At 69.8% G+C, this 25,081-nt stretch carries 23 protein-coding genes; 16 read left to right on the top strand and 7 right to left on the bottom strand.

Translation table 11 applies throughout. The features are described 5' to 3' along the window. Positions 1-21: 21 nt before the first annotated feature. Positions 22-666 (bottom strand): response regulator, encoded by a 645-nt coding sequence (locus OWR29_RS03925; RefSeq protein WP_267560961.1) that lies wholly within the window; start codon positions 664-666, stop codon positions 22-24. A 129-nt stretch (positions 667-795) separates the two neighbouring features. Here OWR29_RS03925 and OWR29_RS03920 point away from each other — a divergent pair, with 129 nt between their 5' ends. After that, entirely contained in the window at positions 796-3,465 is a 2,670-nt protein-coding gene (locus tag OWR29_RS03920) for a helix-turn-helix transcriptional regulator (protein WP_267560959.1), read from the top strand. 3 nt (positions 3,466-3,468) lie between these two features. Here the strand turns inward: OWR29_RS03920 and OWR29_RS03915 are convergent, their stop codons facing one another. Together OWR29_RS03915 and OWR29_RS03910 are read right to left on the bottom strand one after the other, a co-directional pair. Beyond that, positions 3,469-4,104: a response regulator gene (locus tag OWR29_RS03915; RefSeq protein ID WP_267560958.1), complete on the bottom strand. Its 636-nt coding sequence runs from the start codon at positions 4,102-4,104 to the stop codon at positions 3,469-3,471. After that, positions 4,101-5,162 (bottom strand): sensor histidine kinase, encoded by a 1,062-nt coding sequence (locus OWR29_RS03910; protein WP_267560956.1) that lies wholly within the window; start codon positions 5,160-5,162, stop codon positions 4,101-4,103. The genes OWR29_RS03915 and OWR29_RS03910 overlap by 4 nt, the downstream gene beginning before the upstream one ends. A gap of 81 nt (positions 5,163-5,243) precedes the next feature. On the opposite strand from OWR29_RS03910, the gene OWR29_RS03905 reads away from it, so the two are divergent. After that, on the top strand, positions 5,244-6,206 hold the full coding sequence (locus tag OWR29_RS03905) for a DUF418 domain-containing protein (protein ID WP_267560954.1): 963 nt from the start codon (positions 5,244-5,246) through the stop codon (positions 6,204-6,206). Between the two features lie 27 nt (positions 6,207-6,233). Continuing rightward, positions 6,234-7,820, top strand: a complete 1,587-nt coding sequence (locus OWR29_RS03900) for a sensor domain-containing diguanylate cyclase (protein ID WP_267560953.1) — start codon at positions 6,234-6,236, stop codon at positions 7,818-7,820. 56 nt (positions 7,821-7,876) lie between these two features. Here OWR29_RS03900 and OWR29_RS03895 read toward each other — a convergent pair whose 3' ends face one another. Beyond that, the gene (locus OWR29_RS03895) at positions 7,877-9,388 is read right to left on the bottom strand and encodes an alpha/beta hydrolase (RefSeq protein ID WP_267560952.1); all 1,512 of its coding nucleotides are present in this window, start codon (positions 9,386-9,388) and stop codon (positions 7,877-7,879) included. Between the two features lie 87 nt (positions 9,389-9,475). Here OWR29_RS03895 and OWR29_RS03890 point away from each other — a divergent pair, with 87 nt between their 5' ends. The 5 genes from OWR29_RS03890 to OWR29_RS03870 are packed head-to-tail and all read left to right on the top strand — an operon-like array spanning position 9,476 to position 12,949. Continuing rightward, positions 9,476-10,171 (top strand): AzlC family ABC transporter permease, encoded by a 696-nt coding sequence (locus OWR29_RS03890; RefSeq protein WP_267560951.1) that lies wholly within the window; start codon positions 9,476-9,478, stop codon positions 10,169-10,171. Then, on the top strand, positions 10,168-10,500 hold the full coding sequence (locus OWR29_RS03885) for an AzlD domain-containing protein (protein WP_267560949.1): 333 nt from the start codon (positions 10,168-10,170) through the stop codon (positions 10,498-10,500). The genes OWR29_RS03890 and OWR29_RS03885 overlap by 4 nt, the downstream gene beginning before the upstream one ends. A gap of 9 nt (positions 10,501-10,509) precedes the next feature. Continuing rightward, on the top strand, positions 10,510-11,163 hold the full coding sequence (locus OWR29_RS03880; protein ID WP_267560948.1) for a class I SAM-dependent methyltransferase: 654 nt from the start codon (positions 10,510-10,512) through the stop codon (positions 11,161-11,163). Positions 11,164-11,222: 59 nt separating this feature from the next. Beyond that, positions 11,223-11,741, top strand: a complete 519-nt coding sequence (locus OWR29_RS03875; protein WP_267560945.1) for a SigE family RNA polymerase sigma factor — start codon at positions 11,223-11,225, stop codon at positions 11,739-11,741. 17 nt (positions 11,742-11,758) lie between these two features. Then, positions 11,759-12,949, top strand: a complete 1,191-nt coding sequence (locus OWR29_RS03870; protein ID WP_267560944.1) for a hypothetical protein — start codon at positions 11,759-11,761, stop codon at positions 12,947-12,949. Between the two features lie 128 nt (positions 12,950-13,077). Here OWR29_RS03870 and OWR29_RS03865 read toward each other — a convergent pair whose 3' ends face one another. Both OWR29_RS03865 and OWR29_RS03860 read right to left on the bottom strand, forming a co-directional pair. Continuing rightward, positions 13,078-13,350: a GlsB/YeaQ/YmgE family stress response membrane protein gene (locus OWR29_RS03865; protein ID WP_267560942.1), complete on the bottom strand. Its 273-nt coding sequence runs from the start codon at positions 13,348-13,350 to the stop codon at positions 13,078-13,080. Positions 13,351-13,429: 79 nt separating this feature from the next. After that, positions 13,430-14,992: an FAD-dependent oxidoreductase gene (locus OWR29_RS03860; protein WP_267560941.1), complete on the bottom strand. Its 1,563-nt coding sequence runs from the start codon at positions 14,990-14,992 to the stop codon at positions 13,430-13,432. An 85-nt stretch (positions 14,993-15,077) separates the two neighbouring features. Between OWR29_RS03860 and OWR29_RS03855 the strand changes: the two genes are divergently transcribed. The 8 genes from OWR29_RS03855 to OWR29_RS03820 all read left to right on the top strand — a co-directional run bounded on the left by OWR29_RS03855 (position 15,078) and on the right by OWR29_RS03820 (position 21,946). Continuing rightward, positions 15,078-16,076 (top strand): LacI family DNA-binding transcriptional regulator, encoded by a 999-nt coding sequence (locus OWR29_RS03855; protein ID WP_267560940.1) that lies wholly within the window; start codon positions 15,078-15,080, stop codon positions 16,074-16,076. A gap of 13 nt (positions 16,077-16,089) precedes the next feature. Continuing rightward, the gene (locus OWR29_RS03850) at positions 16,090-17,292 is read left to right on the top strand and encodes an extracellular solute-binding protein (protein ID WP_267560939.1); all 1,203 of its coding nucleotides are present in this window, start codon (positions 16,090-16,092) and stop codon (positions 17,290-17,292) included. Then, positions 17,289-18,335, top strand: a complete 1,047-nt coding sequence (locus OWR29_RS03845) for an ABC transporter ATP-binding protein (protein ID WP_267560937.1) — start codon at positions 17,289-17,291, stop codon at positions 18,333-18,335. The genes OWR29_RS03850 and OWR29_RS03845 overlap by 4 nt, the downstream gene beginning before the upstream one ends. Next, positions 18,332-19,201 carry an ABC transporter permease gene (locus OWR29_RS03840; protein WP_267560935.1) on the top strand — a complete coding sequence of 290 codons (870 nt, stop codon included), beginning with the start codon at positions 18,332-18,334 and terminating at the stop codon, positions 19,199-19,201. The genes OWR29_RS03845 and OWR29_RS03840 overlap by 4 nt, the downstream gene beginning before the upstream one ends. Beyond that, complete coding sequence (locus OWR29_RS03835) at positions 19,198-20,064, top strand: ABC transporter permease (protein WP_267560934.1); 867 nt, start codon at positions 19,198-19,200, stop codon at positions 20,062-20,064. Before OWR29_RS03840 ends, OWR29_RS03835 begins: the two co-directional genes overlap by 4 nt. A 167-nt stretch (positions 20,065-20,231) precedes the next feature. Then, entirely contained in the window at positions 20,232-20,714 is a 483-nt protein-coding gene (locus tag OWR29_RS03830; RefSeq protein WP_267560932.1) for a tetratricopeptide repeat protein, read from the top strand. Continuing rightward, positions 20,711-21,562: a carbon-nitrogen hydrolase family protein gene (locus OWR29_RS03825; protein ID WP_267560931.1), complete on the top strand. Its 852-nt coding sequence runs from the start codon at positions 20,711-20,713 to the stop codon at positions 21,560-21,562. Before OWR29_RS03830 ends, OWR29_RS03825 begins: the two co-directional genes overlap by 4 nt. 36 nt (positions 21,563-21,598) lie before the next feature. Further along, complete coding sequence (locus OWR29_RS03820) at positions 21,599-21,946, top strand: VOC family protein (RefSeq protein ID WP_267560930.1); 348 nt, start codon at positions 21,599-21,601, stop codon at positions 21,944-21,946. A gap of 212 nt (positions 21,947-22,158) precedes the next feature. Here the strand turns inward: OWR29_RS03820 and OWR29_RS03815 are convergent, their stop codons facing one another. Further along, a complete protein-coding gene (locus OWR29_RS03815; RefSeq protein ID WP_267560929.1) occupies positions 22,159-24,348 on the bottom strand; it encodes an AAA family ATPase in 2,190 nt (729 codons plus the stop codon). Positions 24,349-25,081 lie beyond the last annotated feature (733 nt).

The raw sequence follows: 25,081 nt of genomic DNA, 5'->3' as shown, positions 1-25,081 counted from the left end.
CAGGCGAACGGCTTCACGCGCTCATGATGCGTCCAGATAGCGCAGGACCGCCAGCACCCGGCGATGATCCTCGGCCGAATCACTGAGCCCGAGCTTGGTCAGGATGCTGCGGACGTGCTTCTCGACAGTGCCCTCGCTGATGAACAGCTGATGCGCGATGCCCGCGTTGGAGCGGCCCTCGGCGACCAGGTTGAGCACGTCGCGTTCCCGCTCGGTGAGCCCGGCCAGCGGGTGCGAGCGGCGCGGCGCCTCGATGAGCTCGGTGACCAGTTCCGGGTCGACCACCCAGCCGCCCCGGCCGACCCGGTCGAGCGCGTCGAAGAACTCGTCGACCTCGGTCACCCGGCTCTTGAGCAGGTAGCCGACCCCGCCGCCGCTGCGCAGCAGCTCGGTCGCGTGGTCGACCTCGGCGAAGGCGGACAGCAGCACGATGCCGGTGCCGGGCAGCTCGGCCCGGATCTGCCGGGCCACGTCGAGCCCCTCGGTGGTGTGCGTGGGCGGCATCCGGATGTCGAGGATGACCAGGCCGGGCTTGACCGCCCGGGCCAGCTCGATGGCCTCGGGACCGGTGCCGGCCTTGCCCGCCACGTCGAAGCCCTGACCGGTGAGAAGGCTGGCCACGCCCTCGCGCATGAGGACGTCGTCGTCGGCCACGACCACCCGCATCCCCTCACCCCCGCGCTCATCGTGCCCGCCGGGGGCCGGGCCGGGCAACCACGTCCCCCTGCTAGCCGGTAGATCGGGATACCCGCAGGCATTGACGACAGGACGCCCGGCCGCCGAACAGGATGGGTTATGCATCAGGGACACACCGCACCGCTGCGGGGACGCGAGGCTCAGCTGGCCGTGGCCGACCGCCGGATGTCGGCCGTCGCGGGTGGCGGCCGCGGCGTCCTGCTGCTGGACGGGCCGGCCGGCGTCGGCAAGTCGCGGCTGATCGCCGAACTCGTGCGGCGGGCCGGGCCGTCGAGCGTGCGGACCCTGCGGGCAGACGCCGTCACCGGTCCCGGCGCGCCGTTCGCACCGCTCCTGGCGGCCACTCTGGGCGCTGACCCGCCGGTCGGCGACGCGCGGACCCTGCGGGCGCTCAGCGAGCGGCCGGGCGCGGCCTTCTGGGTTCTCGACGGCCTGCGGTCGGCGCTGCGGGCGGCCGGTCCCCTGGTCATCGTCCTCGACGACATGCACGGGGCGGACGCGGACACGACCGCGGCGATCCGGACCCTGGCCGCCGACCCGGCCCTCCTCTGGGTGCTGTCCGGGCGGCGGGCGCAGGCCCGGCCGCACGTGCGCGAGCTGTGGGCCCAGCTGGAACGGGACGGCGCCGAGGCGATGACGCTGTCCACACTGGGCGGGGCGGCCAGCGTGCGGGTGGTCGAGGACTTCGTGCGGGCGATCGCCCGGCCGCCGCTGCTGGAGCTGGCCGGGGCGGCCGGCGGGAACCCGTACTGGATTCTGGAACTTCTGCGCGGCCTGGACGAGGAGGGCCGTCTGCCGGTGGCGGGCGGCACGGCCACGGTGACCGGGGCCGGCCTGCCGCGGCGGGTTGCGACGGCGGTCGGCGACCGGGTGCACGCGCTGAGCCCGATCGCCCGCAAGCTGGTGCGGATGGCCGCGGTGCTGCCGCGCCGGTTCACCACGGCGCACCTGGCGGCGATGCTGCGCGCGTGGCCGGCCGACCTGATCGAGCCGCTGGACGAGGCGGTGCGGGCCGACCTGCTGACCGTGGATGGAAGGAACCTCCGGTTCGGGCACGACCTGCTGCGGCGGGGTGCGCGGGCGGCCCTGCCGGGCTCGCTGCGGCGAGCGCTGGAACGGGAGGCGGCCGACGTGCTGCTGCGGACCGGTGACGCCCCGGCCGAGGCGGCAGCCCTGCTGGCCCGCACGGTCCTGCCGGGCGACCGCGCCGCGATCGACACGCTGCGGGCGGCGGCCCGGACGGCGCGGGATCCGGCGGCGGCTTCGGACCTTCTGGTTCGTACGCTGGACGTGCTGCCCCCGGACGACGAGGCCCGCGGTCCGGTGATCGTGGAGGCGCTGGTGCAGTCGCACCGGGCGGCCCGCTTCGAGCGCACCCGGGAGCTGGCCGGCCGGGCCCGGGCCGAGCTGCTGCCGGCCGAGCAGAACGCGGAGCTCCTGCTTCACCTGTCCACGATGGCCGATCGCCCGGCCGGCGAGCGGGCGGCCGACAACCGGGCCGCGCTCGCGCTGCGCGGCACCACCCCGCGGCTGCGCGGCCGGCACCACGCCTGGCTGGCCTGCAACCTGGTGCTCGACGGCGACCTGGCCGAGGCCGACCGGCTCGCGCGGGCCGCCTCGACCGGCGCCGGGGCCGGACTGGCCCGGCTGGTGGTGGCCAGCGTGCACGCCGCCCGCGGCGCCGGAACCCTGGCCTCGGCCGAACTGGACCGGTTGCTGAGCGAACCGCCGGAGCCGGACGACCCGCACGCCGGCCTGCACGGGTTGCTCACCGCCAATCTGCTGCACCACCTCGGCCGTACCGGGGACGCGACGGCCGCCTTCACCGAGAGCCTGCGCCAGGCCCGCCGCGACCACGACGGGCCGCTGCAAGGCCTGTGCACCCAGCTCTCGGCGATGGCCCACCTGATGAGCGGCCGGCTCGACGAGTCACGCGCGCTGGCTCTCGGCTCGGCCGCCGATCTGGCGCCCGCGCTGCGCATGACGACGATCGCCGCGCTCGCGCATTATCTCGGCGACCCCGGCCTGGCCCGCACCGCCGTCTCGCTCGCCAAACAATTGCGTACGGGGGAAGGCCTCGTCGAACGGCGCTGGGCGACCCGCGTCCTGGCCGCCGACGCCGCCGCCCGCGCCGACGCCGGAACGGCCGCCCGCCTGCTGCGCGACGATCCGTTGCTGCCCGCCGCTCCCCCGCTCCCCACCGACCTGGCCTTCCTGACCATGGCCACCCGGGTCGCCCTGACCGCCGCCGACGCCGGCCTGCTGGAGCGCTGCACCGCGGCCGCCGTGACCCTCGAGCAGGGCGCAGCCGACGCTCCCGCCTTCGCCGCGGCCGCCGCCCAGATCCACGGCATGATCGCGGGCGACGCCGAACAACTGCTGACGGCCGCGAAGCTGCAGAACGCCGCCGGCCGCCCGCTGCTGGCCGCGAGCGCCATCGAGGACGCCGGCGGCGCCGACCACCTGACGCAGGCCCTCGAGATCTACGAGGAGGCGGGCGCCGCCGGCGACGCCCAGCGGGTGCGCAAGTCGCTGCGCGAGCAGGGCCGGCGGCGACCGGCGCGCCCGGACAGCGGCTGGGCGAGCCTGACCACGTCCGAGCTGAAGGTCGTACGCCTCATCGCGACCGGCACCACCAACCGCCGCGCCGCCGAGCAACTTTCCCTCTCGCCGCACACGGTCAACACCCACGTCCGCCACGTCTTCACCAAGCTGGGCGTCACGTCCCGCGTCCAGCTGGCCCACCTGCTGCGCGACAACGGCGGCTAGTGGCTACGGCCGCAGGCCGGCTTGCTGGGCCAGCAGGCCGGCCTGGGTGCGGTTGTCGCAGTCGAGCTTGACCAGCAGCCGGGAGACGTAACCCTTGACCGTCGCCTCAGACAGGCTCAGGCGGCGGGCGATGCGCAGGTTCGAGTCGCCCGCGCCCAGGCCGGCCAGCACCTCGGTCTCGCGCTCGCTCAGCCGGCCCAGGCGCTCGCGCACCCGCTGCCGCTCGCCGGCCGCGCCCAGCAGGCGTTGCGCGGCCACCGGGGACAGCACGGTCCCGCCGCCGGCCGCGGCCCGCACCAAATCGACCAGGTCCTCCGGGTCGGTCGACTTCACCAGGAAGCCGGCCGCACCGGCCTGCAACGCCCGCAGCACGTACTCGTCGTGGTCGAACGTTGTCAGCACGACCAGCCGCGGCGGGTCGGGGAAGCCGGCGATCCGCTCGATCGCCGTGAGGCCGTCGACGCCGGGCATCCGGACGTCGATCAGCACCAGGTCGGGGCGCAGCCGCACCACCGCCTCGACCGCCTCGGCGCCGTCGTACGCCTCGCCGACCACCTCGATGTCGGCCGCCGTGCCGAGGATGGTGCGCAGGTGGGCGCAGACCATCCGCTCGTCGTCGACCAGGAGCACCCGGATCACGGCTGCGCCGTCGGAACGTACGCGGGAAGCCGCACGCTCACCCGGAACCCGCCCCCGGCGGCCGGGCCCGCGGCGAACGATCCGCCGACCATCTCGACCCGGTACCGCAGCCCGGTGAGGCCGGCCCCGCCCGACGGCAGCTCGCGCGGGCTCCGGCCGGAGCGCTCGTTGACGACTTCCACGCTGATCCCCTCGTCGGCGTAGGCCAGCGTCACCTCGGTCGCGGCGCCCGGCGCATGCTTGTGGACGTTTGTCAGTGCCTCCTGCACTACCCGGACGACCGTGCGCTGTACCGCGGGGGACGGCGTGCTTTCGTCGCCCGTGATGGTCAGCCGCACCGGCAGGCCGACCGCCCGCGACTGTTCGACCAGTTCCGCCACGTCCCCGCCCTCGGCCCGGGCCGGATCGGCGCCGTCGCGCAGCACCCCGACCAGGTCGCGCAGCTCGGCCAGTGCCTGCACCCCGGCCGTCCGCAGCTCGTCGGCGGCCTCGCGGGTCGTGTCGTCGGGCGCGGTCATCCGCATGGCGCCCGCCTGCAGCACCATCAGGTTGAGCCGGTGGGTGACCACGTCGTGCATCTCGCCGGCCAGCCGCACCCGCTCGTCGGCCCGCGCCTGCTCGGTCGCCCGCCGGGTCGCCTCGGCGGCCAGCGAGGCCCGGGCCCGGGCGTAGAGACCCAGCAGCGCCGAGCACAGGAGAACGAGCGGCGCCGAGAACGGGTCGGCGATCTGCCACGCCCGCGCCCCGATCAGGAACGTCACGACGAGCAGGCCGGTGGCCGCCCACGGACGCCAGCGGGCCCGCTCGCCGGTGAAGGCCACCAGCGCGTACGGCGCCAGCACGGTCGCCCACACCGGCACGAACACGTTGAGGACGACCAGGACCCCGGCCGTCACGTAGGGCCACCGGCGGCGTACGAGAAGGGAACCGGCCCCGGCGATCTGCGCGGCGACCGGGAACCAGCCGGGATCGCGCAGTTCGAGCACGACGCCGGCCACCGCGGCGGTCAGCGCGAGCGCCACGTCGATCGCGCTGTCGAGGACCCGGCGCCGCCGCATGCCCTGGAGCATACGAAAGTAGGTTCCGGTCACGACTCGCGGCGCTATCGGCGGGCAGGCAGCACTCGGAACCCTTGATGCATGGCTCGTCGCATTCATGAACTCGACGCCCTCCGCGGCCTCGCGCTGGCCGGCATCGTCGAGTTCAACATCGTCCAGATGACCGGTTTCCCCCGGCCCGAGGGCCCCGCGGCCGACCACCCCGGGGCGTACGTGTGGGAGGCGCTGTTCATCCAGCGGCCGTTCCCCATCTTCTCGTTCCTGTTCGGCATCAGCTTCGCGCTGTTCCTGCGCACCGCGGGCAACCGCACCGATCGGCCGCGGCTGGTGCTGCTGCGCCGGCTGCTGTGGCTCGGCGTCTTCTCGGCCCTGCACACGCTGCTGCAGCCGGGCGAGGTGCTGAAGTTCTACGCGGCGTTCGGCATCGTGGTGCTGCTGCCCGCGTCCTATCTCTCGCGGCGCTGGGTGCTCGGGCTCGGCGTCGTGCTGACCCTGGCCGCCAGCCTGACGTTCAACGGGCTGTTCATCATCCCCGGCCTGTTCCTGCTGGGCCTGGCCACCGCGCAGTACGGCATCCCCGACACCCTCGACCAGCGGACCCGGCAGCTGGGGATCGCCTTCGCCGGCGCGGTGCCGGTGACCGCGGTGATGCTGTGGCTGCAGTGGCAGGCGGGGGTCGGCCACCCTGCCAACTACCGGATCCTCCCGGCCGGCACCGTCTGCGCGTTCCTGATCACCGTGGGGTTTCTCTTGCTTATGCGTACGGGCCTCCGCCGCCCGCTCGACGCGGTGCTCGGCCCGATGGGGCGCATGGCCCTCACCAACTACGTGCTCGCGTCGGTGCTGATCCTGCTCGCCGACCGCCTGTTCGACCTGGGCCACGCGTCGGGCTTTGCCCCGATCGTGTGGACCGGCCTCGCGATCGGGGTGATCCAGGCGGCGCTCAGCATCGTCTGGCTGCGGCACTTCCGCTACGGGCCGCTCGAGTGGCTGTGGCGGGCCCTGACCTGGTGGCGGCCCGTGCCGATCCGGGCGGTTCAGTGACGGGACGCTCGTGCCGATCAGCCTTATGTGCGGAGGGGACGCGGCTGGGCCGGCCTGCTGCTGGTGGTCGCCGTCCTGATCACCGGCGGCGCGGTGACGGTGGCCGCGTACGACATCGTCGACGACGGCGAGGACCGGTACGCCGGGCAGGTCATGGACCGGTACGCGGCCGAGCTGTCGGCCGCGGTCGGCGATCGGGCCGCCCGCTACACCGAGACCGTCAGCGACCTCGCGGCGGCCGTGGGCGCCCAGTCCGACCTGCGCGGCGACGACTTCGTCCGGATGACCGCCACGCTCGACGGCGCCCGGCTGCCCGGGGCGGCCGGCATCAGCTTCGTGGTGGCCGCCACCGGGCCCGAGGTGCCCGCCCTGCAGCGCTTCTGGCGCGCCCGGGGCGCCTCCGAGCTCAAGTTGCTGCCGGCCACGGGCACCTCGACGCACGACTTCGTGGTCTTCGAGCGCACGTTCGACAGCGTCACCAACATCGTCGGCGTCGACCTGGCCCAGCGCCCCCAGGCCGGCGAGGCTCTGCGCACCGCACAGGCCAGCGGCCGCACCGCGATCAGCCCGGCCTACTACCTGATCCGCGACGACAATCTCGCCCCCGGCGCCCGCCAGACCTCCATCTCGTTCGTCGCGCCGGTCTACTCCGGGCTCGGCTCGTCGGCCCCCGACGTGTTCCGGGGCTGGATCGTGATGCCCGTCCGCGGCCAGGACTTCGTGGCTCGGACGCTGCACGACCGGGGACAGGGCGCCGTGCAGACCAGCCTGGCCGAGGGCACCGGGGCCCACGCCGTGCTGGCCACGGCCGCCCCGGGCCGCCGGGTGGCCGACGAGTCGCTGGTGCGGCAGCGCGCGCTCACCGTGGGCCAGCGCCACTGGGAGCTCACCCTGTGGCCCACGACCCGCCTGATCAACGCCACCGACCGCGGGATGAGCCGCTTCACCCTGGCCGCCGGGGCCGCCCTGACCGTGCTGCTGTGCCTGATGACCGCCGTGCTCACCGGCAGCCGCAACCGCGCCCTGCTCCAGGTCGACCAGGCCACCACGGCCCTGCGCAAGGACATCGCCCGCCGCGAGGACGTCGAGGCCCGGTTGCGCGAGCGCGAGCAGGAACTGCACCATCTGGCGTTCCACGACCCGCTCACCGGCCTGGCCAACCGCCTGCTGTTCTACGACCGGCTGACCCACGCCGTGGCCACCCGCGGCCGCACCGGCGGGCGGCTCGCGGTGCTGTTCATCGACCTCGACGGCTTCAAGGAGGTCAACGACCGGCTCGGCCACAACGCGGGCGACCTGGTGCTGCGCACGGTCGGCGACCGGCTGCGCACCTCGCTGCGCGCGGCCGACACGGTGGCCCGGTTCGGCGGCGACGAGTTCGCCGTGATCCTGGAGGACATCGAGAGTCCGGCCGACGCCCGTTCGGCCGCCGAACGCGTCATCGCCGGGGTCCGCGCTCCCATCGACGTCAACGGCGAAGAGGCGCGGGTCTCGGCCAGCATCGGCATCGCCGTCAGCGACCGCGACAGCACGGCCGACGACCTGGTCGGTCAGGCCGACGCCGCCATGTACGCCGCGAAGAACGCGGGCAAGAACCGCTACGTCGCCACGTGATTATCGCCAGGTCACCCCGCCACCACCCAGGTCGAATCCAAGGACGGCGACTCCGCTCAACCGGGCCGGTAGGCGTCGTCGCCGGCCCGCTCCAGCGTGATTCCGGAGGCGGCCACCAGATCGCGCACGGTCGCCGAGACGAGCAGTTCGCCCGGTTCGGCCCGCTCGGCCAGCGCCTCCGCCACCCGCACTCCGGGGCCGTCAACCACGTTCCCCGTACGAGCTAATTCCGCGATGTGCAGTCCGAAGCGCACACCTTCCCGCCGCCGGACGCCGAGCACGTCCCGGATGGCGGTGGCCGGCCCGTCGTAGACGGCGATCGTCGTGCCCCCGGGGGTGCGAGCCGTGCGCACCGCCGACAGCTCCGGCGCCGGCCCGCGTACGGCCAGAACCGCGCCCAGCGCCAGCGGGGGCAATTCCGCCGCCCGCGCCCCGGCCAGGAACTCCGCGACCTGGTCCAGGATCTGGTCCGAGTCGACCGCCACGAAGTGGTCCGTGCCCGGCAGCTCGGCGAAGGCCGCCCCCGGAATGTTGCGGGCCAGGTAGCGGCCCTCCTCGACCCGGCTGTCCTGGTCGCCCCGGCGGTGCAGCACCAGCGTGGGCACCCGGATCGAGCCGAGCGCGTCCCGCACGTCGACCAGCGTGTTCATGGCGATCAGGGCCCGCACCGTGGACGGGGTGGCCGAGGCCCGCGCCCGCTGCCCCCACCAGCGCGCCATCGCCTCGTCGGCCGAGGGCGCCATGACCCGCATGTCGGCCTCCCAGCTCCACTCCCCCGCGAGCCGGTCCACGTAGGCCTCGCGCTCGGCCCGGGTCGGCGCCCACGGATAGTCGGCCGACCGCTCCCGCTTGGCGTACGAGCCGTACAGGATCAGCGCCTCGACCCGATCCGGGTGCATGGCCGCCAGCAGAGCCGCCATCGGCCCGCCCTCGGAATACCCGAACAGCACGGCCCGGCGTGACCCGGCCGCGTCCATGACGGCGAGCACGTCGTGCATGCGGGTCTCCAGGTCCGGCACGCCGCTGGGCCGGTCGGACAGGCCGGTGCCCCGCTTGTCGAACCTGATGAGCCGCCCCATCGAGCCCAGCCGATCGAGGAAGGCGGCGTGCCGGGGCTCGGCCCAGTCCAGCTCGAGGTGCGAGACGAAGCCGGGCACCAGCACGATGTCCCGCTCGCCGCCCCCGGTCACCTGATAGGCCAGGTGCAGCCCGTCGCTGACCGCGTACCGCACCGGATCGTGCCGCACCGACACAGGCGCGGCCGCCGCGACCGTACCCACGAAGCGATAGCCCTTGCCGTGCACGGTCCGGATCAGCCGCTGCGCCTGCCCGTTGTCCCCGACCGCCTGCCGCGCCTGCTTGATCCGGCTGGTCACGGCCGACTCGCTGACGAACCGCCCGCCCCAGACGGCGTCCATCAGCTCCTCCTTGGACACCACCCTCTCCCGGTGGGTCACCAGATAGCCGAGCACCTCGAAGGTCTGCGGCTCCATCGGCACGCGCACGCCGGCCCGGCGCAGCTCGACGGTGCCGAGATCGAGCTCCAGATCCTCGAAGACGAAGGTCACGCCCGGACCATAACCCCGCGAGCTTCTCCAGGTAATCGCCACATCGTCGCCAAGGTTGAGCCGGCCCGCCCCGGAAGAGTCCTCGGCATGACCACCACACTGATCTCACCGCCCGTCCCGGAGACCCCGGCGTGGCGCGCGGGCGCCCAGGCGATGGTGCCGCTGATGCTGGCGGTGACTCCGCAGGGCCTCACCCTGGGCCTGGCTCTCGGGCAGATGCCGACCGGCCGCCTCGCCGCCTGGGCCACTTCGTCGCTGATCTACTCCGGCTCGGCTCAGCTCGCCCTCGTAAGCGCGTACGTGGGCGGCGCCGGGCTCACGGCCATCGTCGTCGCGCTCGTCATCAACGCGCGGCTGCTGTTCTACAGCGCGGCCATGGCTCCGCTGTGGCGGGACCGGCCGCTCGGCTGGCGCGTGCTGGCCGGCTACCTGCTGATCGACCCGTCCTACGTGCTGGCTCAGGAGAAACGGCGAGAGCCCGCCTATTACCTCGGCGGGGCGGTTGTGCTGTGGATTTGGTGGCAGCTCGTCACCGGGGCCGGGGTGCTCATGCCGTCCGTGGTGCCGGATCTGAAGGTGTTGTCGGCGGCCGCCCCGTTGTGCTTCGTCGCGCTGCTGACGGGCGCCGTCAAGGACCGGCGGAGCCTGACCGCGGCCGGGACCGCCGCGGTCGGCGGGGCGGCGCTGGCCACCTTGCCGGGCAGCGCCGGGCTGGCCGTCGCCATGATCGCCGGGGTGGCGGCCGGGTCCGTCATCCGTACGGGAAAGAAGGTCTCGTCATGATGTGGCTGGTCATCCTGGCCGCGGCGGCCGGCACGCTCGCCCTGCGGCTGTCGTTCCTGGTCGCCGGGCGCCATCTCAAGCTGCCCGCCTGGACGACCCGGATCACCGATCTGGTGTTCCCGGTGGCCATCGCGGCCCTGCTCGGCGCGACCCTGCGCGGCGTGGCGACCGGCGGCCTCGGCGATTTCGTGGCGCTGCTGGCCGGGATGGTCGTGACCGGGCTGATCGCCCGGCGCGGCCGCTCGATCCTGCTCGCGATGGGCGCCGGACTGGCCACTGTGTTCGTGACGGGGCTGATCGCCGTCGCGTTCGCGGCGGGCACCCCGTAGATTGCGCCAATGGATGCCGGCACCGAGGAACTGCGGGACGCGCACGACGTGCTTTCCGAGTGGTACGCGAAGAACCTGACCGGGCTGCTCGAAAGCATGCCGGTCGAGCGCGCCATGCTCGACCTGTTCGCCGAGGTGACCGCGGCCGTGGGGCCCGAGGTGGCGGACGTCGGCTGCGGCACCGGCCGGCTCCTGCCCTACCTGGCGAGCCGGGGCCTGTCCCCGCGCGGGGTCGACCTCTCGCCGAAGATGGTCGAGGTGGCGCGGCGGGACAACCCGGGCTTCGCCTACGAGGTGGCCGACGTGCGCGCGCTGCCCTTCGCCGACGCCTCGCTGGCCGGGGTGGTGTGCTGGTACTCGCTGATCTTCCTGGCCCCGGACGCCCGCACGCCCGCCTTCACCGAGCTGGCCCGGGTCGTCCGGCCGGGCGGCTACCTGATCGCGGCCTTCAAGCACGGCGACGGCACCCGGCGTCGCAACCTCCCCGGCGGCCGGGTGGCCGAACTGGGCATCGACTTCGACCGGTACTGGCTCTCCCCGCGCGAGATGGAAGACCTGCTCACCGCGGCCGGCTACACGCTGGTCTTCCAGGGCAGCACACCGGCCGAGGGCTCCGAACCTCCGTACGGCTACATGCTGGCCCGAAGAAATCTTCCCGCCTGACCCAACCGATCGCCGTCGATTCCGCGTCGGGTACGCAGTGACGGTGACAGGGAGCGGGGATGCCGAGGAGAACCGACAGCGAATACCTGTCCTTCGTGCGGGGCCGGGTGGGCGGCCTGCGACGGGCGGCCTACCTGTTGTGCGGTGACTCGCACGGCGCCGACGACATCGTGCAGGAGACGCTGACCAAGCTGTACTCGCGCTGGCCGCGGATCAGCCACGTCGAGAACATCGACGCCTACGTCAACACGATGCTGGTCCGGGTCTTCCTGGACGAGCGCCGGCGCGGCTGGTGGAAGGTCGCGCTGCTCGACTGGCTGCCCGAGCGGGCCGCGGGCACGCCGCCGGCCGGCGAGGTCGAGGAGCAGTCGGTGGTGCGCACAGCCCTGATGAGCCTGCCGCCCCGGCAGCGCGCGGTCGTGGTGCTGCGGTTCCTGTGCGACCAGCCGGTCAAAGAGGTGGCCCAGGTCCTCGGCTGCTCCGAGGGCACGGTGAAGAGCCAGTCCGCGCACGCGCTCGACCGGCTCCGCCTGATCTTCGACGACCTGCCCGCCGCCACCGTCCAGGACCGGCGATGACGGAGGAGAAGAGAGACATGACCGAGGACGACCCCGCGGTGCGGATCCTGCGCACGATGCCCGACGAGCCACCGCTGCCGTCGACCGTGGACGTCGAGCGCACCATGGCCGAGGGCCGGCGACGGCGCCGCACCCGGCGCTGGTCGGGCGGGGTGGCCCTGGTCGCGGTGACCGCGGTCGCGGCGGGCGGCGGCACCCTGGCCACGGCGGCCCTGCGCGACGAGCCGGCCCCGGTCAAGCCGGTCCCGCCGGTCACCGTTGCCTCGAAGGCGCCGGCGCCCGTGCCGAAGAACTGCAAGGTGACCCTGCTGCCGAGTGGCGGGATCAAGAAGGCGCTGGTCACGGCGGGCGACCCGACCGGGCGCTACTTCGCCGGGCGGGTCTATCCGCCCAGCGGGGTGCACACGGTGCTGTGGAAGGACGGCGTGCTCCAGCCCGTGCCGAAGATGCCGGGCGACGACGCCGGCTTCCGCGCCATCAACTCGTCCGGTGTAGCGGTCGGCTCCAGCTTCGAGGGCGACCAGCAGTACGGGTACGTGCTGGAGGGCGGCACGGTGACGCGGCTGAAGGGCGGACCGGGCGCCCCCTCCGCCATCGACGACAGCGGCCTCATCGTCGGTTCACTGGGCGACCCCTCCATGGAGGGCACACCGGTCAAGTGGGCGTCGTCCCGCGCGACACCGGAGAAGCTCAAGCTGCCGTCCGGTTACCCCCATGCCGACGCCAACCTCATCGGCGAGGACGGCACGATCGTCGGCGCGGTCTACCAGGGCGTCGGCGAAGGCACCACCTACCTGTGGCGGCCGGACGGCACCGGACGCCTGCTGCCCCGTCCCAAGGGCGCCGACTACTTCTGGACCGACACCATCAGCAACGGCTGGCTGTACGGCCGGGCCGTGTACGACAGCGACCGCACCCGCGACTTCACGTCGTACCGCTACTCGATCGCCACCGGCAAGTACGAGAAGCTGGCGACCGAGCTCTCTCCCAGCGCGTACGGCGCCGAGAACGGCTGGGTGGCCGGCGTGGCCGTGGGCCCGGTCATCATCGCCGGCAAGAAGGTCGTCGACCTGCCGAGATACCAGAAGATGCGGGAGTACATGATCACCGCCTACAGCGCGGACGGCAAAACGGCGGCCGGCTACAGCTACGACAACACCGACTCCGAGGTCGCGGCCAACCGCCCCCTCAAGTGGACCTGCCGTTAGACGAGAGAAGGCGGCGTCCGCGGCGCTCCCCGCGGACGCCGCCCGGTGGTGCGGCTGGTGCCCCTCGCCCTCAGGATGATCGCCTCATGTGGCGGCGCCGCCCCGAGCGCATGACGATCCGATGACGGTCAGCGCACCGCGCGCCGGCGACCGTAGGTGCCGGCCACGAGGGCGACGCCCACGGCGGCCAGCGCCACCTGGATGACCAGCTCGAGCAGGCTGAAGCCGTCCGTGCCGATCCCGGCCGCGCGGGCCAGCGCCGTGCCCAGCAGCGCGGCCACGACACCGATGAGCATCGTCAGCCAGAGCGCGATGTTCTGCCGCCCCGGCACGACGAGCCGCCCCAGCGCGCCCACGATGAGCCCGACGACGATGGCGGTGATGATTCCCGTGACAGTCATGCGTTTCTCCCAAGGTCGTTGTCGCCTTGACCTTCCCCGGAGGGCTCGCTCGCTACGCATGACAGTTCTGTGACAGCCCTCAGCGCGGTTCGAGATATTCGTGCACCGAGCGGATCACCGACGAGCCCTCGCCCACCGCGGCGGCCACGCGTTTCATCGAGCCGAGCCGCACGTCGCCGGCCGCGAACACGCCGTCGAGCGAGGTCTCGTAGGGCAGGCGCTTGCGGTCGAGGGCCACGTCGGTGAGCACGAAGCCGTCCTCGTCGCGCTGGACCTCGGCCGGCAGCCAGGTGGTGGCGGGGCGGGCGCCGATGAAGCAGAACAGCGCCCTGGCCTCGCTTTCGCGCCTGACGTCCGTACGGGTGTCACGCAATTCCACCCCGTCCAGGTGATCCTCGCCGCGCAGCGCACTGATCTCGGTATTGGCGGCCACGTCGATGCGCTCGTGGCCCTCGATGCGGTCGATCAGATACTGCGACATCGATTCGCTGAGCGATTCCCGCCGGATGACGATCGTGACGCGACGGCAGCGCCGGGCCAGATAGATGGCCGCCTGCCCGGCCGAGTTGCCGCCCCCGAGCACGATCGCGTCGGCGCCCGCGCACAGTTCGGCCTCCAGCTCGGTCGCCGCGAAGTAGATGCCCGCCCCTTCGAGCTGATCCCACCCGGCCAACGGCAGTCGGCGGTATTCGGCCCCGGCGGCGACCACGACCGTACGGGCGGAGGTGCGCGCACCGTCGGTCAGTGTCACCACGAAACCCGCGTCCGACGGCTCGACCGCGGCCACCCGGCACGGGCTGACCAGCCGGGCGCCGAACCGCTGGGCCTGGAACGTGGCCCGCGTGGTCAGTTCGGCCCCCGAGATGCCGCCCGGGAAGCCGAGGTAGTTCTCGATGCGCGAGCTCGTGCCGGCCTGCCCGCCGGGTGCGGTCGCGTCGAACACCACCACCCGCAACCCTTCCGAGGCGCCGTAGACGGCCGCGGCCAGCCCGGCCGGCCCGGCGCCGACCACGGCCACGTCGTACGGCCGGTCGTCGCCCGCGGCCAGGGTGAGCCCGAGCGCTTCGGCGAGCCGCCCCGGCGTGGCCCGAGGCAGAACCACATCCGGCGTCACCGCGACCGGCAGGTCGTCGCCCGGCGCCTCGGCCTCGACGTACCGGTACGGCACCGAGTTGCGGCCCAGGAAGGTGCGCAGCGCCAGCGTCGCCTCCGACCGCGCCGTCCCGACGATCTCGATGACCGCATGGTCGGCGCTGTCGGCCAGCCGCAGCTTGCGCCGGGCGATCATCGCATTGACCAGCAGGTCAGCCAGCTCCGTCTCGCGCTCCAGCAACGTGCGCAGCTGTTCGGCCTCGATCGGCACCACCCGGCCCGCGACCGTGACGCGCGCGGTCACGTACGGCCGCTGCCCGGTCAGCAGGTTGAGCTCGCCCACGAACGTGCCCGCCCCGAACCGCGCGAATTCGACGTCGTGGCCCTGCGACTCGTCGCGCACCTCGATCTCGCCGGCCAGCACGACCACCAGCGGGTTGCGCGCATCGGCGGGCGAGTAGACGACCTCGCCGACGGTCGTCGCCCGCTCCGTCCCGTACGTGCGGAGGACGGCCAGCTGTTCGTCGGTGAAGTCCGGGTACGCGTTCATGCCACCAGCATGCACAGCGCCGCCCACCTTTGTCGCTCGATGAAAAGGTTTACAGTGATCATGCTCGATGCCTTGACTTGATCTCGTGACAGATCACAAGCTGGGCCACGTGGCAGTGACCATCAAAGAGGTGGCACGCGTGGCCGGCGTGTCGACGGCCACGGTGACCCGGGCGCTGTCGAATCCCGAGGTCGTCCGGCCTACCACCCGCGAGCGGGTGCGCGAGGTCGCGGCCAGCCTCGGCTACCACCCCAACCGGGCCGCCCGCGGCCTGATCACCGGCCGCACCGGCAACCTCGGGCTGCTCGTGCCCGACCTGGCCAACCCGTTCTTCCCCAGCATCGTCAAGGGTGTGCAGGGCCGCGCGCACGAGGCCGACCACGCCGTCTTCCTGGCCGACACCGACGAGGATCCGGCGGCCGAGGCCGGGCTCGTGCGCAAGCTGGCCAAGCAGGTCGACGGCATCGTGCTGTGCTCGCCGCGGATGGCCGAGCCCGAGCTGCGCACGTTGGCCGCCGAGGTGCCGACCGTGCTGGTCTACCGCCGCATCGCGGGCGTTCCGTCGGTGACCGCCGAATTTCTCGACGGGATGCGCCAGGCGATCAGTCACCTGGTTGCTCTCGGACACCAGCGGATCGCGTACGTGGCCGGGCCGCGCCGGTCGTGGGCCAACCGCGAGCGGGTGCGCTCGCTGCGGGCGGTCGCGCGCAAGTCCGGCGTCGAGCTCTGCGAGATGGGCAACGTGGCGCCCCAGTTCCACGGCGGCGTCTCGATCGCCGACCGGGTGCTGGCCACCGAGGTCACCGCGGTGATCGCCTACAACGACCTGGTCGCGCTCGGCCTGCTGCACCGGTTCGCGGCCCGCGGGGTCGCCGTGCCGGACGACCTCAGCGTGCTCGGCTTCGACGACATCCCCCTGGCCGAGATGGTCCATCCCGCCCTCACCACCGTCGCCCTGCCCAAGGAGGAGGCCGGCCAGGCCGGCGTGGACCTCCTGCTGCGCCTGCTGGACAGCCACCAGGAAGTCCGGCGTGAACTGCCCACCCACCTCATGGTGCGGGGCTCCACCGGTCCCGCCCGCTGACGAAGGGCACCCCATGGCTCGTACGAGAATCGTCATCGCAGCCGCCGCCACCCTGCTCGTCGCCGCCTGCGGCGCTCCCGACAGTCCCAACAGCAGCAGCGGCGCCACCGACGGCCCGGTGCCCGAGAAGCCGGACAGCGCCGTCACCCTCAACGTTCTTGACGTCGCCGGCAACCTGCAGCTGACCCAGGGCATGATCGACGGCTTCGCCGCCAAGAACAAAGACCAGATCCAGAAGGTCACCTACTCCAAGGCCACCGCGCCCGAACTGGTCGGCAAGGTGAAGGCGCAGCAGGCGGCCAACCGGGTCGACATCGACCTCGTGCTGACCGGCGTGGACGGCCTGGCCGCCGGCATCGACCAGGGCCTGTGGACGACGCTGCTGCCCGCGCAGTCGGCGCGGCTGCCCGGCATGAGCAACTACCTGCCCGGCGCGGCCGCCATGCAGAAACTGGCCGGCGACTACGGCGTGACGGTCACCTACTACCCGTCCGGTCCGCTCATCGAATACCTGCCCACTCTGCAGAATCCCCCGAAGACGGCTGAAGAGCTTCTCGCGTACGCGAAAGCGAACCCCGGGGCAGTGCAGTACGCCCGCCCGTCGAACTCCGGACCGGGCCGCACCTTCCTCATGGGCCTGCCCTACCTGCTCGGCGACAGCGACCCGAAAGACCCGGTCAACGGCTGGTCCAAGACGTGGGCGTACCTGGCCGAGCTCAACAAGTACGTGACCCTCTACCCGTCCAGCACCTCCGAGACGATGAAGAACCTGGCCAACGGCTCGGCCAAAATCATCGCCACCACCACCGGCTGGGACATCAACCCCCGCGTCCTCGGCACCGTCCCCAAAGAGGCGAAGGTCGGCACGCTCGAGGGCTTCCACTGGGTCACCGACGCGCACTACGCCGTCATCCCGCGCGGCGTGCCCGTGGCCAAGCAGGCCGCCATCCTCAACCTGCTGAAAGACATGCTCACGCCCGAGCAGCAGGCCAAGGCGTACGACAAGGGCTACTTCTACCCCGGCCCGGCCGTCAAAGACGTGACGCTGAGCATGGCCCCCGCCGACAGCCAGCAGGCGCTCGCCGAGTTCGGCCGTCCCGAGTACGAACAGCTCATCGCCGACCACCCCGTCGAGGTCCCGCTGGACGCCAAGTCCCTGGTGACCGCGTTCGACCGCTGGGACCGCGAGATCGGCGGCGCGAAGGTGAAGAAGTGACCGGCTTCGAGGAACTGCGCCTCGACGGCGTGCGCCGGCGCTTCGGCGGCAAGGACGCGCTGGCCGGCCTGAGCCTGACGATCCGGCGGGGCGAGTTCATCGCCCTGCTCGGTCCGTCCGGCTGCGGCAAGTCGACCGCCCTGAACTGCCTGGCCGGCCTGCTGCCGCTCTCGGAAGGCAGCATCTGGCAGGACGGCGCCCGGCTCGACACCCTGCCCCCGGAGCGTCGCGGCTTCGGCATGGTGTTCCAGAGCTACGCGCTGTTCCCGCACCTCTCGGTGCGCAAGAACATCGCCTTCGGCCTGCAGATGCGCCGGCTTCCCCGCGATGAGGTGCGCCGCCGAACCGATCAGGCCATTTCCCTCGTACGCCTGGAGGAGCACGCGAAGAAGCTGCCAGGTCAGCTCTCCGGCGGCCAGCAGCAACGTGTGGCCATCGCCCGGGCGGTGGTGCTCGAGCCTTCTCTGGTCCTGATGGACGAGCCCTTGTCCAACCTGGACGCCAAGCTCCGCCTCGAGATGCGCACCGAAATCCGTCGCCTGCACCAGACCCTGGGCCTCACCACGGTTTACGTGACGCACGACCAGGAGGAGGCGCTGTCCCTGGCCGACCGCCTGGTCGTGCTGCGCGACGGCCGCGTCGAACAGATCGGCACCCCCGAGGAGCTGCACGAGCGCCCGGCCAACCGCCACGTCGCCGACTTCATGGGCTACCGCAACCTGCTGCCCATGAAGGTGAAGGCGGTGCACGGCGAGGTCGTGGCCGTCGAGGGCTCGGGCCTCACTCTCGAAGGCACCCCCGCCGGCCCCGTCTCCCCCGGCGACGACGTGGTCGCCGGCATCCGCCCCGAAGACCTGCACGAGGGCGGAAACGGCGTGCCGGTCACCGTCGAGGTGGTCGAGTACCAGGGCCGCGAGCTGGCCGTCGAGGCCCGCACGCAGTCCGGCGTCGCGGTGCACCTGCGGGCGGCCACGCGCCCCTCCCCGGGCGACCAGATCACGGTCACGGCCACCCCTTCGCGGGTGCTGGTGTTCCCGTCATGAGTCAGGTGGCGTGGCGGCATCGCCTGGCCGAGCGCGGCATCGACCGGCAGCTGTGGTTGCTCGTACCGGGATTGGCCTGTGTGCTGGCCTTGTTCGTCTACCCCTTCGCGTACGGGATAGGCCTGTCGTTCCAACCGGCCGAGGGTGGCGTGTTCGGCGCGTACCGCACGTTCTTCGCCGACGCCTACCAGCGCGACACCATCGCCACGACGCTGGGGCTGGCCCTGCCCGCTGCCATCCTCAACGTTGCCGCCTCGGTGCCGATCGCCTACCGTATGCGCGGCCGCTTCCGCGGAAAGCGTTTGCTGACAACAGTTCTGGTCGTGCCGATCACCCTGGGCACCGTGCTCACCGCCGAGGGCCTGCTCAACTATCTCGGTCCCACGGGCTGGTTCAACCGCCTGCTGTTCTTCGTCGACGAGCCGATCCGCCTCACCAACAACTACTGGGGCGTCTTCTTCTCGCTCGTCATCACCGGTTTCCCGTTCGCGTTCCTGCTCATCCTGTCGTACCTCTCCGGCATCGACCCGACGTTGGAACGCGCCGCCGCCACCCTCGGAGCCGGCCGCCGCCAACGCTTCCAGCGCATCACCCTGCCCCTGCTGGCGCCCGGCCTGGCCACCACGTTCTGCCTCACGTTCGTGCTGGCCTTCAGCGTCTTCCCGTCCGCCGTCCTGGTCGGCGACCCCGCCGGCTCGACCCGGGTCATCTCGATCGCCGCCTACCACGCCGCGTACGAGGTCTACGACTATCCCTTGGGCAGCGCCATCGCCGTAGTCATGGGCGTGGTCGAGCTGCTGGTCGTGGCCATCGTGCTCGGCCTGCGTTCCCTGCTCTACACCGGCTCAACTGGAGGCAAGGGATGACTGCTGTTCTATCCCGCCCGGAGGCACCGCCGCGCCGCCGCATCGTCGCCTCCCCCACCTCGTGGCTCATCTGGGGCGCGGTCGCGTTCTTCCTCATCAACCTGGCCGGCGTCATCGCCTCGGTGGTGGTCAACTCGTTCGGCGAGCGCTGGTTCGACACCTGGCTACCCCAAGGCTGGACGACCAAGTGGTACGCCACCGCCTGGACCGAATTCGGCCTGCTCGACGTCATGCTGGTCACCCTCGAAGTCGCGGTCCTGGTGGTCGCGATCTCCGTCCTGGTCGGCGTCCCCGCCTCGTACGTCTTGGCCCGCCGCTCTTTCCCCGGCCGCCGCCTGGTCTACCTGCTGTTCCTGCTCCCGATTTTGATGCCACCGATCACGTACGGCATCCCCCTCGCCACAGTCCTTTACAAGTACGGCTTTGCCGGCCACCTGACCGGCGTGGTGCTGGCCAACCTGGTGCCGTCCATCCCCTTCGTCATCCTCACGATGACTCCCTTCATCGAACAGATCGACCCGGCGATCGAACGAGCAGCCCGCATGTGCGGCGCCCGCACCTGGCAAATCTTCGCCCGGATCCTGGCCCCGCTCCTGGTCCCCGGAATTCTGGCCGCCTCGATCCTGGTCCTGGTCCGTACGGTGGGAATGTTCGAGCTGACTTTCCTGACCGCCGGCCCCGATTCCCAGACGCTGGTGGTGGCTCTCTACTACTCCATGTCCGCCGCCGGCATCCGAGCCCAGCAGTCGGTCGACGCCATGGCCGTCCTCTACACAAGCTCTATGCTCGTCCTGCTGGTCATTGCCCTGCGCTTCGTCAACCCCACCCAGTTGGTGGCCCGAGTGAAGGAAGACCCGGACTGAACCGATTCCAGCAAGCCCGAGAAGCGTACGAGCGAGCCGTCTATGCGGGCGACGCGAGCTCGCTCGCCGACGCCGAGTCGGCCCTGAACGCGGTCGAGGCCGACACGGCGCTGGCCCGCGGCAAGATCGCCCACGCGCGATTCCAGAGCGCCCCCGGCTCCTCGCCGGTGGAGGATCCGACCGAGCTGCCGCTGTTCGAACGCGCCCTCGAGTTGTACCGGGCCGCGGGCGACAACCGCGGCGAGGCCGAAGCCCTGTTCTGGATCGGCTGCCTCCACCAGTACATCCGGCGCGACAACGAGACTGCCCTGCCGTACCTGGAGCAGTCGAACCGGCTGGCCGCCGAAACCGGCGACAAGGCGACGCAGTCCGAGGCGCTGCGGCACCTGGGCATCGCCTCCCACTCCGCCGGCCGCCTCGACGCGGCCCGCGACCAGCTGGAGGAGTCGTCCCGCCTGCGCCGCGAGACAGGCAACTACCCCGGCCTGGCCTCCAACATGGTCGGCCTGGCCTACATCGCCGCCGCCCAGAACCGCCGCCCCGACGCCATAGCCACACTCGACGAGGCGCAGGCCATCGCCCAGGCCCACGAGGCCCACGCCATCCTGCACCACATCAACCAGGCACGAACAGCAATCGTGCGGCCATGACCACAGCCGACAAGATCCGCATCGCAGTGGCCCAGACCGAGGTCACCACCGACCCCCGAGCGAACGGCCCAGCGATCCGCACCGCGATGCGCCAGGCCGCCGACCAGGGCGCCCGCCTGATCCACTTCAGCGAGGGCGCCCTGTCCGGCTACGTGGGCCCCGCCAAGCCACACTTCGCCGGCTGGCACATCGACTGGGCGCCGGTCACTGAAGAGCTGCACCAGACGATGGCCCTGGCCGCCGAGCTTCGCATCTGGACCGTGGTAGGCGGCAACCACCGCCTGTCCGCGCCCCATCGCCCCCACAACTCACTATGGGTAATCAACGACCGCGGTGCCTTGACCGAGCGCTACGACAAGCGCTGGCTCTCCCACTCCGAGATCACCGGCTTCTACACCCCCGGCGACCACCCTTGCACCTTCGAGGTGGACGGCTTCCGCTTCGGCTGCCTGCTCTGCATAGAGGTCAACTTCCCCGAGCTGTGGCTGGAGCAGCGCGCCCTGGACGTCGACTGCGTCCTCTTCTCCACCTACTCCGAAGACCCCATCTTCGAAGTCATAGCGAGGGCTTACGCCGCCACCAACAGCTTCTGGGTCAGCATGGCAGTCCCCGCGCAGTGCGCCCCCACCACCTCGTCAACCCTGATCGGCCCGCACGGCTACGTCTTACAACGAGCCCAACCCGACGCCCCCGACCTGATCTGCATCGACCTGGACCGCACCGACCCAGCCCTGGACGTCGCCCTCAACAAGGCCCTGCCCTGGCGCACCAAAGCCCGCCGCGGCGACATCTACGCCGCTCACCGAGTCACCGACCCTCGCAGCACCAACCGCTCCACCACCGACTGACCGATGAGTTCCGGGCCCCGACAAGGTCAACCCCCTATGACCTCGATCCAGCCCATCATCAGCACGCCCGACCTCCCCCGCCTGCGCACCTTCTACGAGCAGGTCCTAGGCGCAACCCAAACCCTCAGCGTCCCCGACTTCTACGCAGAGCTGACAATCGGCGAAACCAAGCTGGGGCTGACGCAGGAGGCCGACACCCAGATCGGCGCTCCCGTCAGAATCACCCTCACAGCCGACGTAGAAGACGTAGACGCCCTGCTCCCCGTAGTGATTTCCGCCGGCGGCCTCGCACCCAGCCCACCCAACAACATGCCCTGGGGCCAACGAGTAGCCCACGTACAAGACCCCGACGGCAACATGCTCAACCTGACCCAGCAGCTCTAGCCCTATCACCACCATCCCAGTTTGGGCCGCTGTATGCCACGCAACAGTTCACTTAAAGGCTGGGACGTCCATGAAGTACACCGTCTCGACAAAAGTTCGTCATGACGGTCATAATTTCTTCAAAGCAGCTTGCTGTGCAGCGCGATCGCTGGCAGCCATGGGCGCGATTACCCATACTGCCAACACGCGAGGTGAGCAGGAGATAGTTCACTTCATTCTGCATAAACGATACTTCGCAACAATTCGGCCACTGACGGGTCCACCTTACCTTCCGCGATAAGCGACGCAATTGCAGCGCCATCCCGATCCTTTCTGTACCGGAGATTGTATCTTTTGAGAACCGCATCCAGCAGCTCAGTTCCTGGTATGATGTTGAACTTTATTAGCGCCCATTTCGCGTCGATATCGGCGGCTATTTCAGCTGCCTCGACGTCCACCTGACCAATCATTTCAGATATCCGCTCGTTCATTCTGGAAAGCTGCTCCAAGGCAACGGCCGCCGCCCGACCTCCGGCCGCACCCAGCTGGCTCCTATCAAAGTACAACGGAGCACAAAATCGCTGCGCAATCGCTTTGCCAACCGCCACATCCCTAAGCTCTTCGGCAACCTCGTTAAGAACTTGGGAAATTTCAGCAGGGTCGGGTGCAGCTCTGCCACTGCTTTTCAAGCTAATGAAGGCGGCAAGCGCTTCCTCGTCTAGGAGAAAGTTCTCAAGCTCCCGACGAGCAAGAACGTGCAACGTTGCGGTTTCAGGAGACATACGCAGTAACCGCTCTACTTCGCTTTCGCTGCGTTCATCTCGGTCGATTACGAACCACGACCTGACTTGCCGCCGCGACAGTAGCTCCATTGTGGATGAATTCGCGAAATGAGCGGAGTTCCGCGCGCCGCCCATCGAGACGAAGCCGATACTGCGCTTGCTCAAATTAAGGCCAAGCTTGAAGGCGAATTCACGGAGAATCGCCTCATCAGATGGGCCTTCTACGAAAACTAAGCGGTCATACATAAAAACAGAACTAAGCCGTAAACCTAGCTCTTTCGGAATCTCGGCTTCCGACTCATCCTGCGTTAGCTGCCGCACAGAGGTGGAGTCTCCTCTCGTAACGAGATAGATATTGCTCGTATCAGCAGCGTCCAGAAAATTCGTCGAATGAGTGGTTAAGAAAACTTGCGCCGTAGTGCTCTGTTGGCTTAAGAATTGCAACATGTTAAGTTCGAGAGCAGGATGCAGATGCACTTCCGGTTCTTCGACCAGTAGAATATCTGGACTATTGAATCGTACATCAAGAATAAGTCGCAGGGCTTCGCGAACGCCAGAACCGTTAACTTGAACTAGGAAGTTGTCAACATCCATCTCTGCAGTCGCCTCTCGGCCGGCTATGCGCGCTCCCGTCTCGCCACTCTCGAAAGCATCAATCTGCACACCTAGAAGGCCTGCGACGGTACTCTGGATTGTTTGGAGTTCGTTTGTGCCACCTCGTCGGACCTTGAGTAGCAGCAGCTGCGCTGCTTCACGTGGACCCACAGGCATGCGTTGTTCGTTAAGGTAAAGCACCTTTATGTCTCGTACGCGCTGGAGAAGATTCTTGATGTAGCCGGGCAGTGTGTTAGCCGCCCCAGCAAAAGTGTCGAGGCTGTTCCTTAATTCACGCGATTTTTCGGCTTGCAAACGCTCGACATAAGCGGCTTGAACTTCCTCTATTTCGGTACGCCATTTGGACGGCGGCGAAACACTAAGCCGACTCCGCAGCTCGGCTCTTTCGCCTTGAGGAACTTCCTCGAGGACGCGATTCAATAGCAAACTGCGAACACCTTCCCTATCTGCCGAAGCGAACCGCTCGGCGTCGGCGTTGGCTCGCTCCACCGCCTTCTTTAGCCCATCGATCGCCGACTGAATCTTTCGAACGTCAAAATGCTGCTTAGCAAGTTCGGCAGCTGACGCCGCGGAAACGCCTAAAAGGCTCCTTTCACTTTCAGCCTCAGGATCACTAAGGTAGATTGACTCGATGTATGCAACACTTAGGCTCCTAATTAGATGTAGCTTAATTCGGAGGTTCACGAAACTTGTCAGCCCATCAAGGGTATTCCTTACCTGCGGCGCCTCATTCGCGATTTCTTCAGCGAGCTGCACCTGTTCGGCCGCCGATAACCGGAAGGTTGCTGAAACGAGTGCATGTTCGGCAGCACTAGAGGTGGTGGTGTAGAAGTTGTTACGCGACCGCGCAATCTCCGCCAATCCGCTTTCAGGATTGATGTGCCGAAAGAAGAAGACTAAAGCTGAAAGCAAATTTGATTTACCTGAATTATTTCGTCCAATTAGAACGTTGAGTGAACTGCAGTCGTTCATCGCAGTGGTAGTAATGCTGCGATAGTTATTGAGTGCCAGGGTGGTGAGCTTCATTCGCCCTCACATCGGTTCAAGCAATGAGCATGAGGACCAGTATGGTACACACCACTTTGGATCTTAGTTGCGGGCATACTCGGATCACTGCCCGTCCGAGCCGTCTCGAACGCCCAAGACCCAAGTGGACTGTGGGCTCTTGACCAGCCCCAACAAAAATATATCGAGCATGCCTTCAACCGATGAAAGAGTGCTGACCTTCTCCAGCGGCACGATTGCGATGCAACGTACCAAAAGGACCAAAACCGGCCTGCTGAGGCACCTTAGTTGCGCATCCCGGATGGCCCACTGCTCGTCTGCCGCGGCGACGGCGGGCAGCCGGTCCGGCTGCGATCGACCGCGACGGACCGACTCCCCCTGCAGATCAACTGGCGGATGCCATTCGGGCGCATCTGAAGGCCGGCGATCCTTCTTCGGATCAGCCGATTGCGTCAGAGAACCAGCTTAACGCGGGAGTACGGCATGGCAGGGTCGTGCCGACTCATCCGGTTGCTTCGCCAGCATGATCTGATCGTGACCCGTGCCGGTCGTGAATTGTCTGTCACCTACAAGCAGCAGCTCAAACCCAGGCGTTGTACCGGCCTACCGCCCCGACCAACGGCCGAAGCCGCCGGGCTTCGTGTCAGCGGCCGAAGGCCGCAAGAAGACCGCAACCACCCACAAGCGCAACCGGCACGGTGCGAACGCGAGACCCACCACCCAGGCCCGCCCGGGTGACGAGACCGCCCAGTTG

The organism is Paractinoplanes pyxinae (genome assembly GCF_026626335.1).
GTDB lineage: Bacteria > Actinomycetota > Actinomycetes > Mycobacteriales > Micromonosporaceae > Actinoplanes > Actinoplanes pyxinae.
The sequence above is the reverse complement of the archived record's forward strand: the minus strand, read 5'-3'. Positions and strand labels throughout refer to the sequence as shown.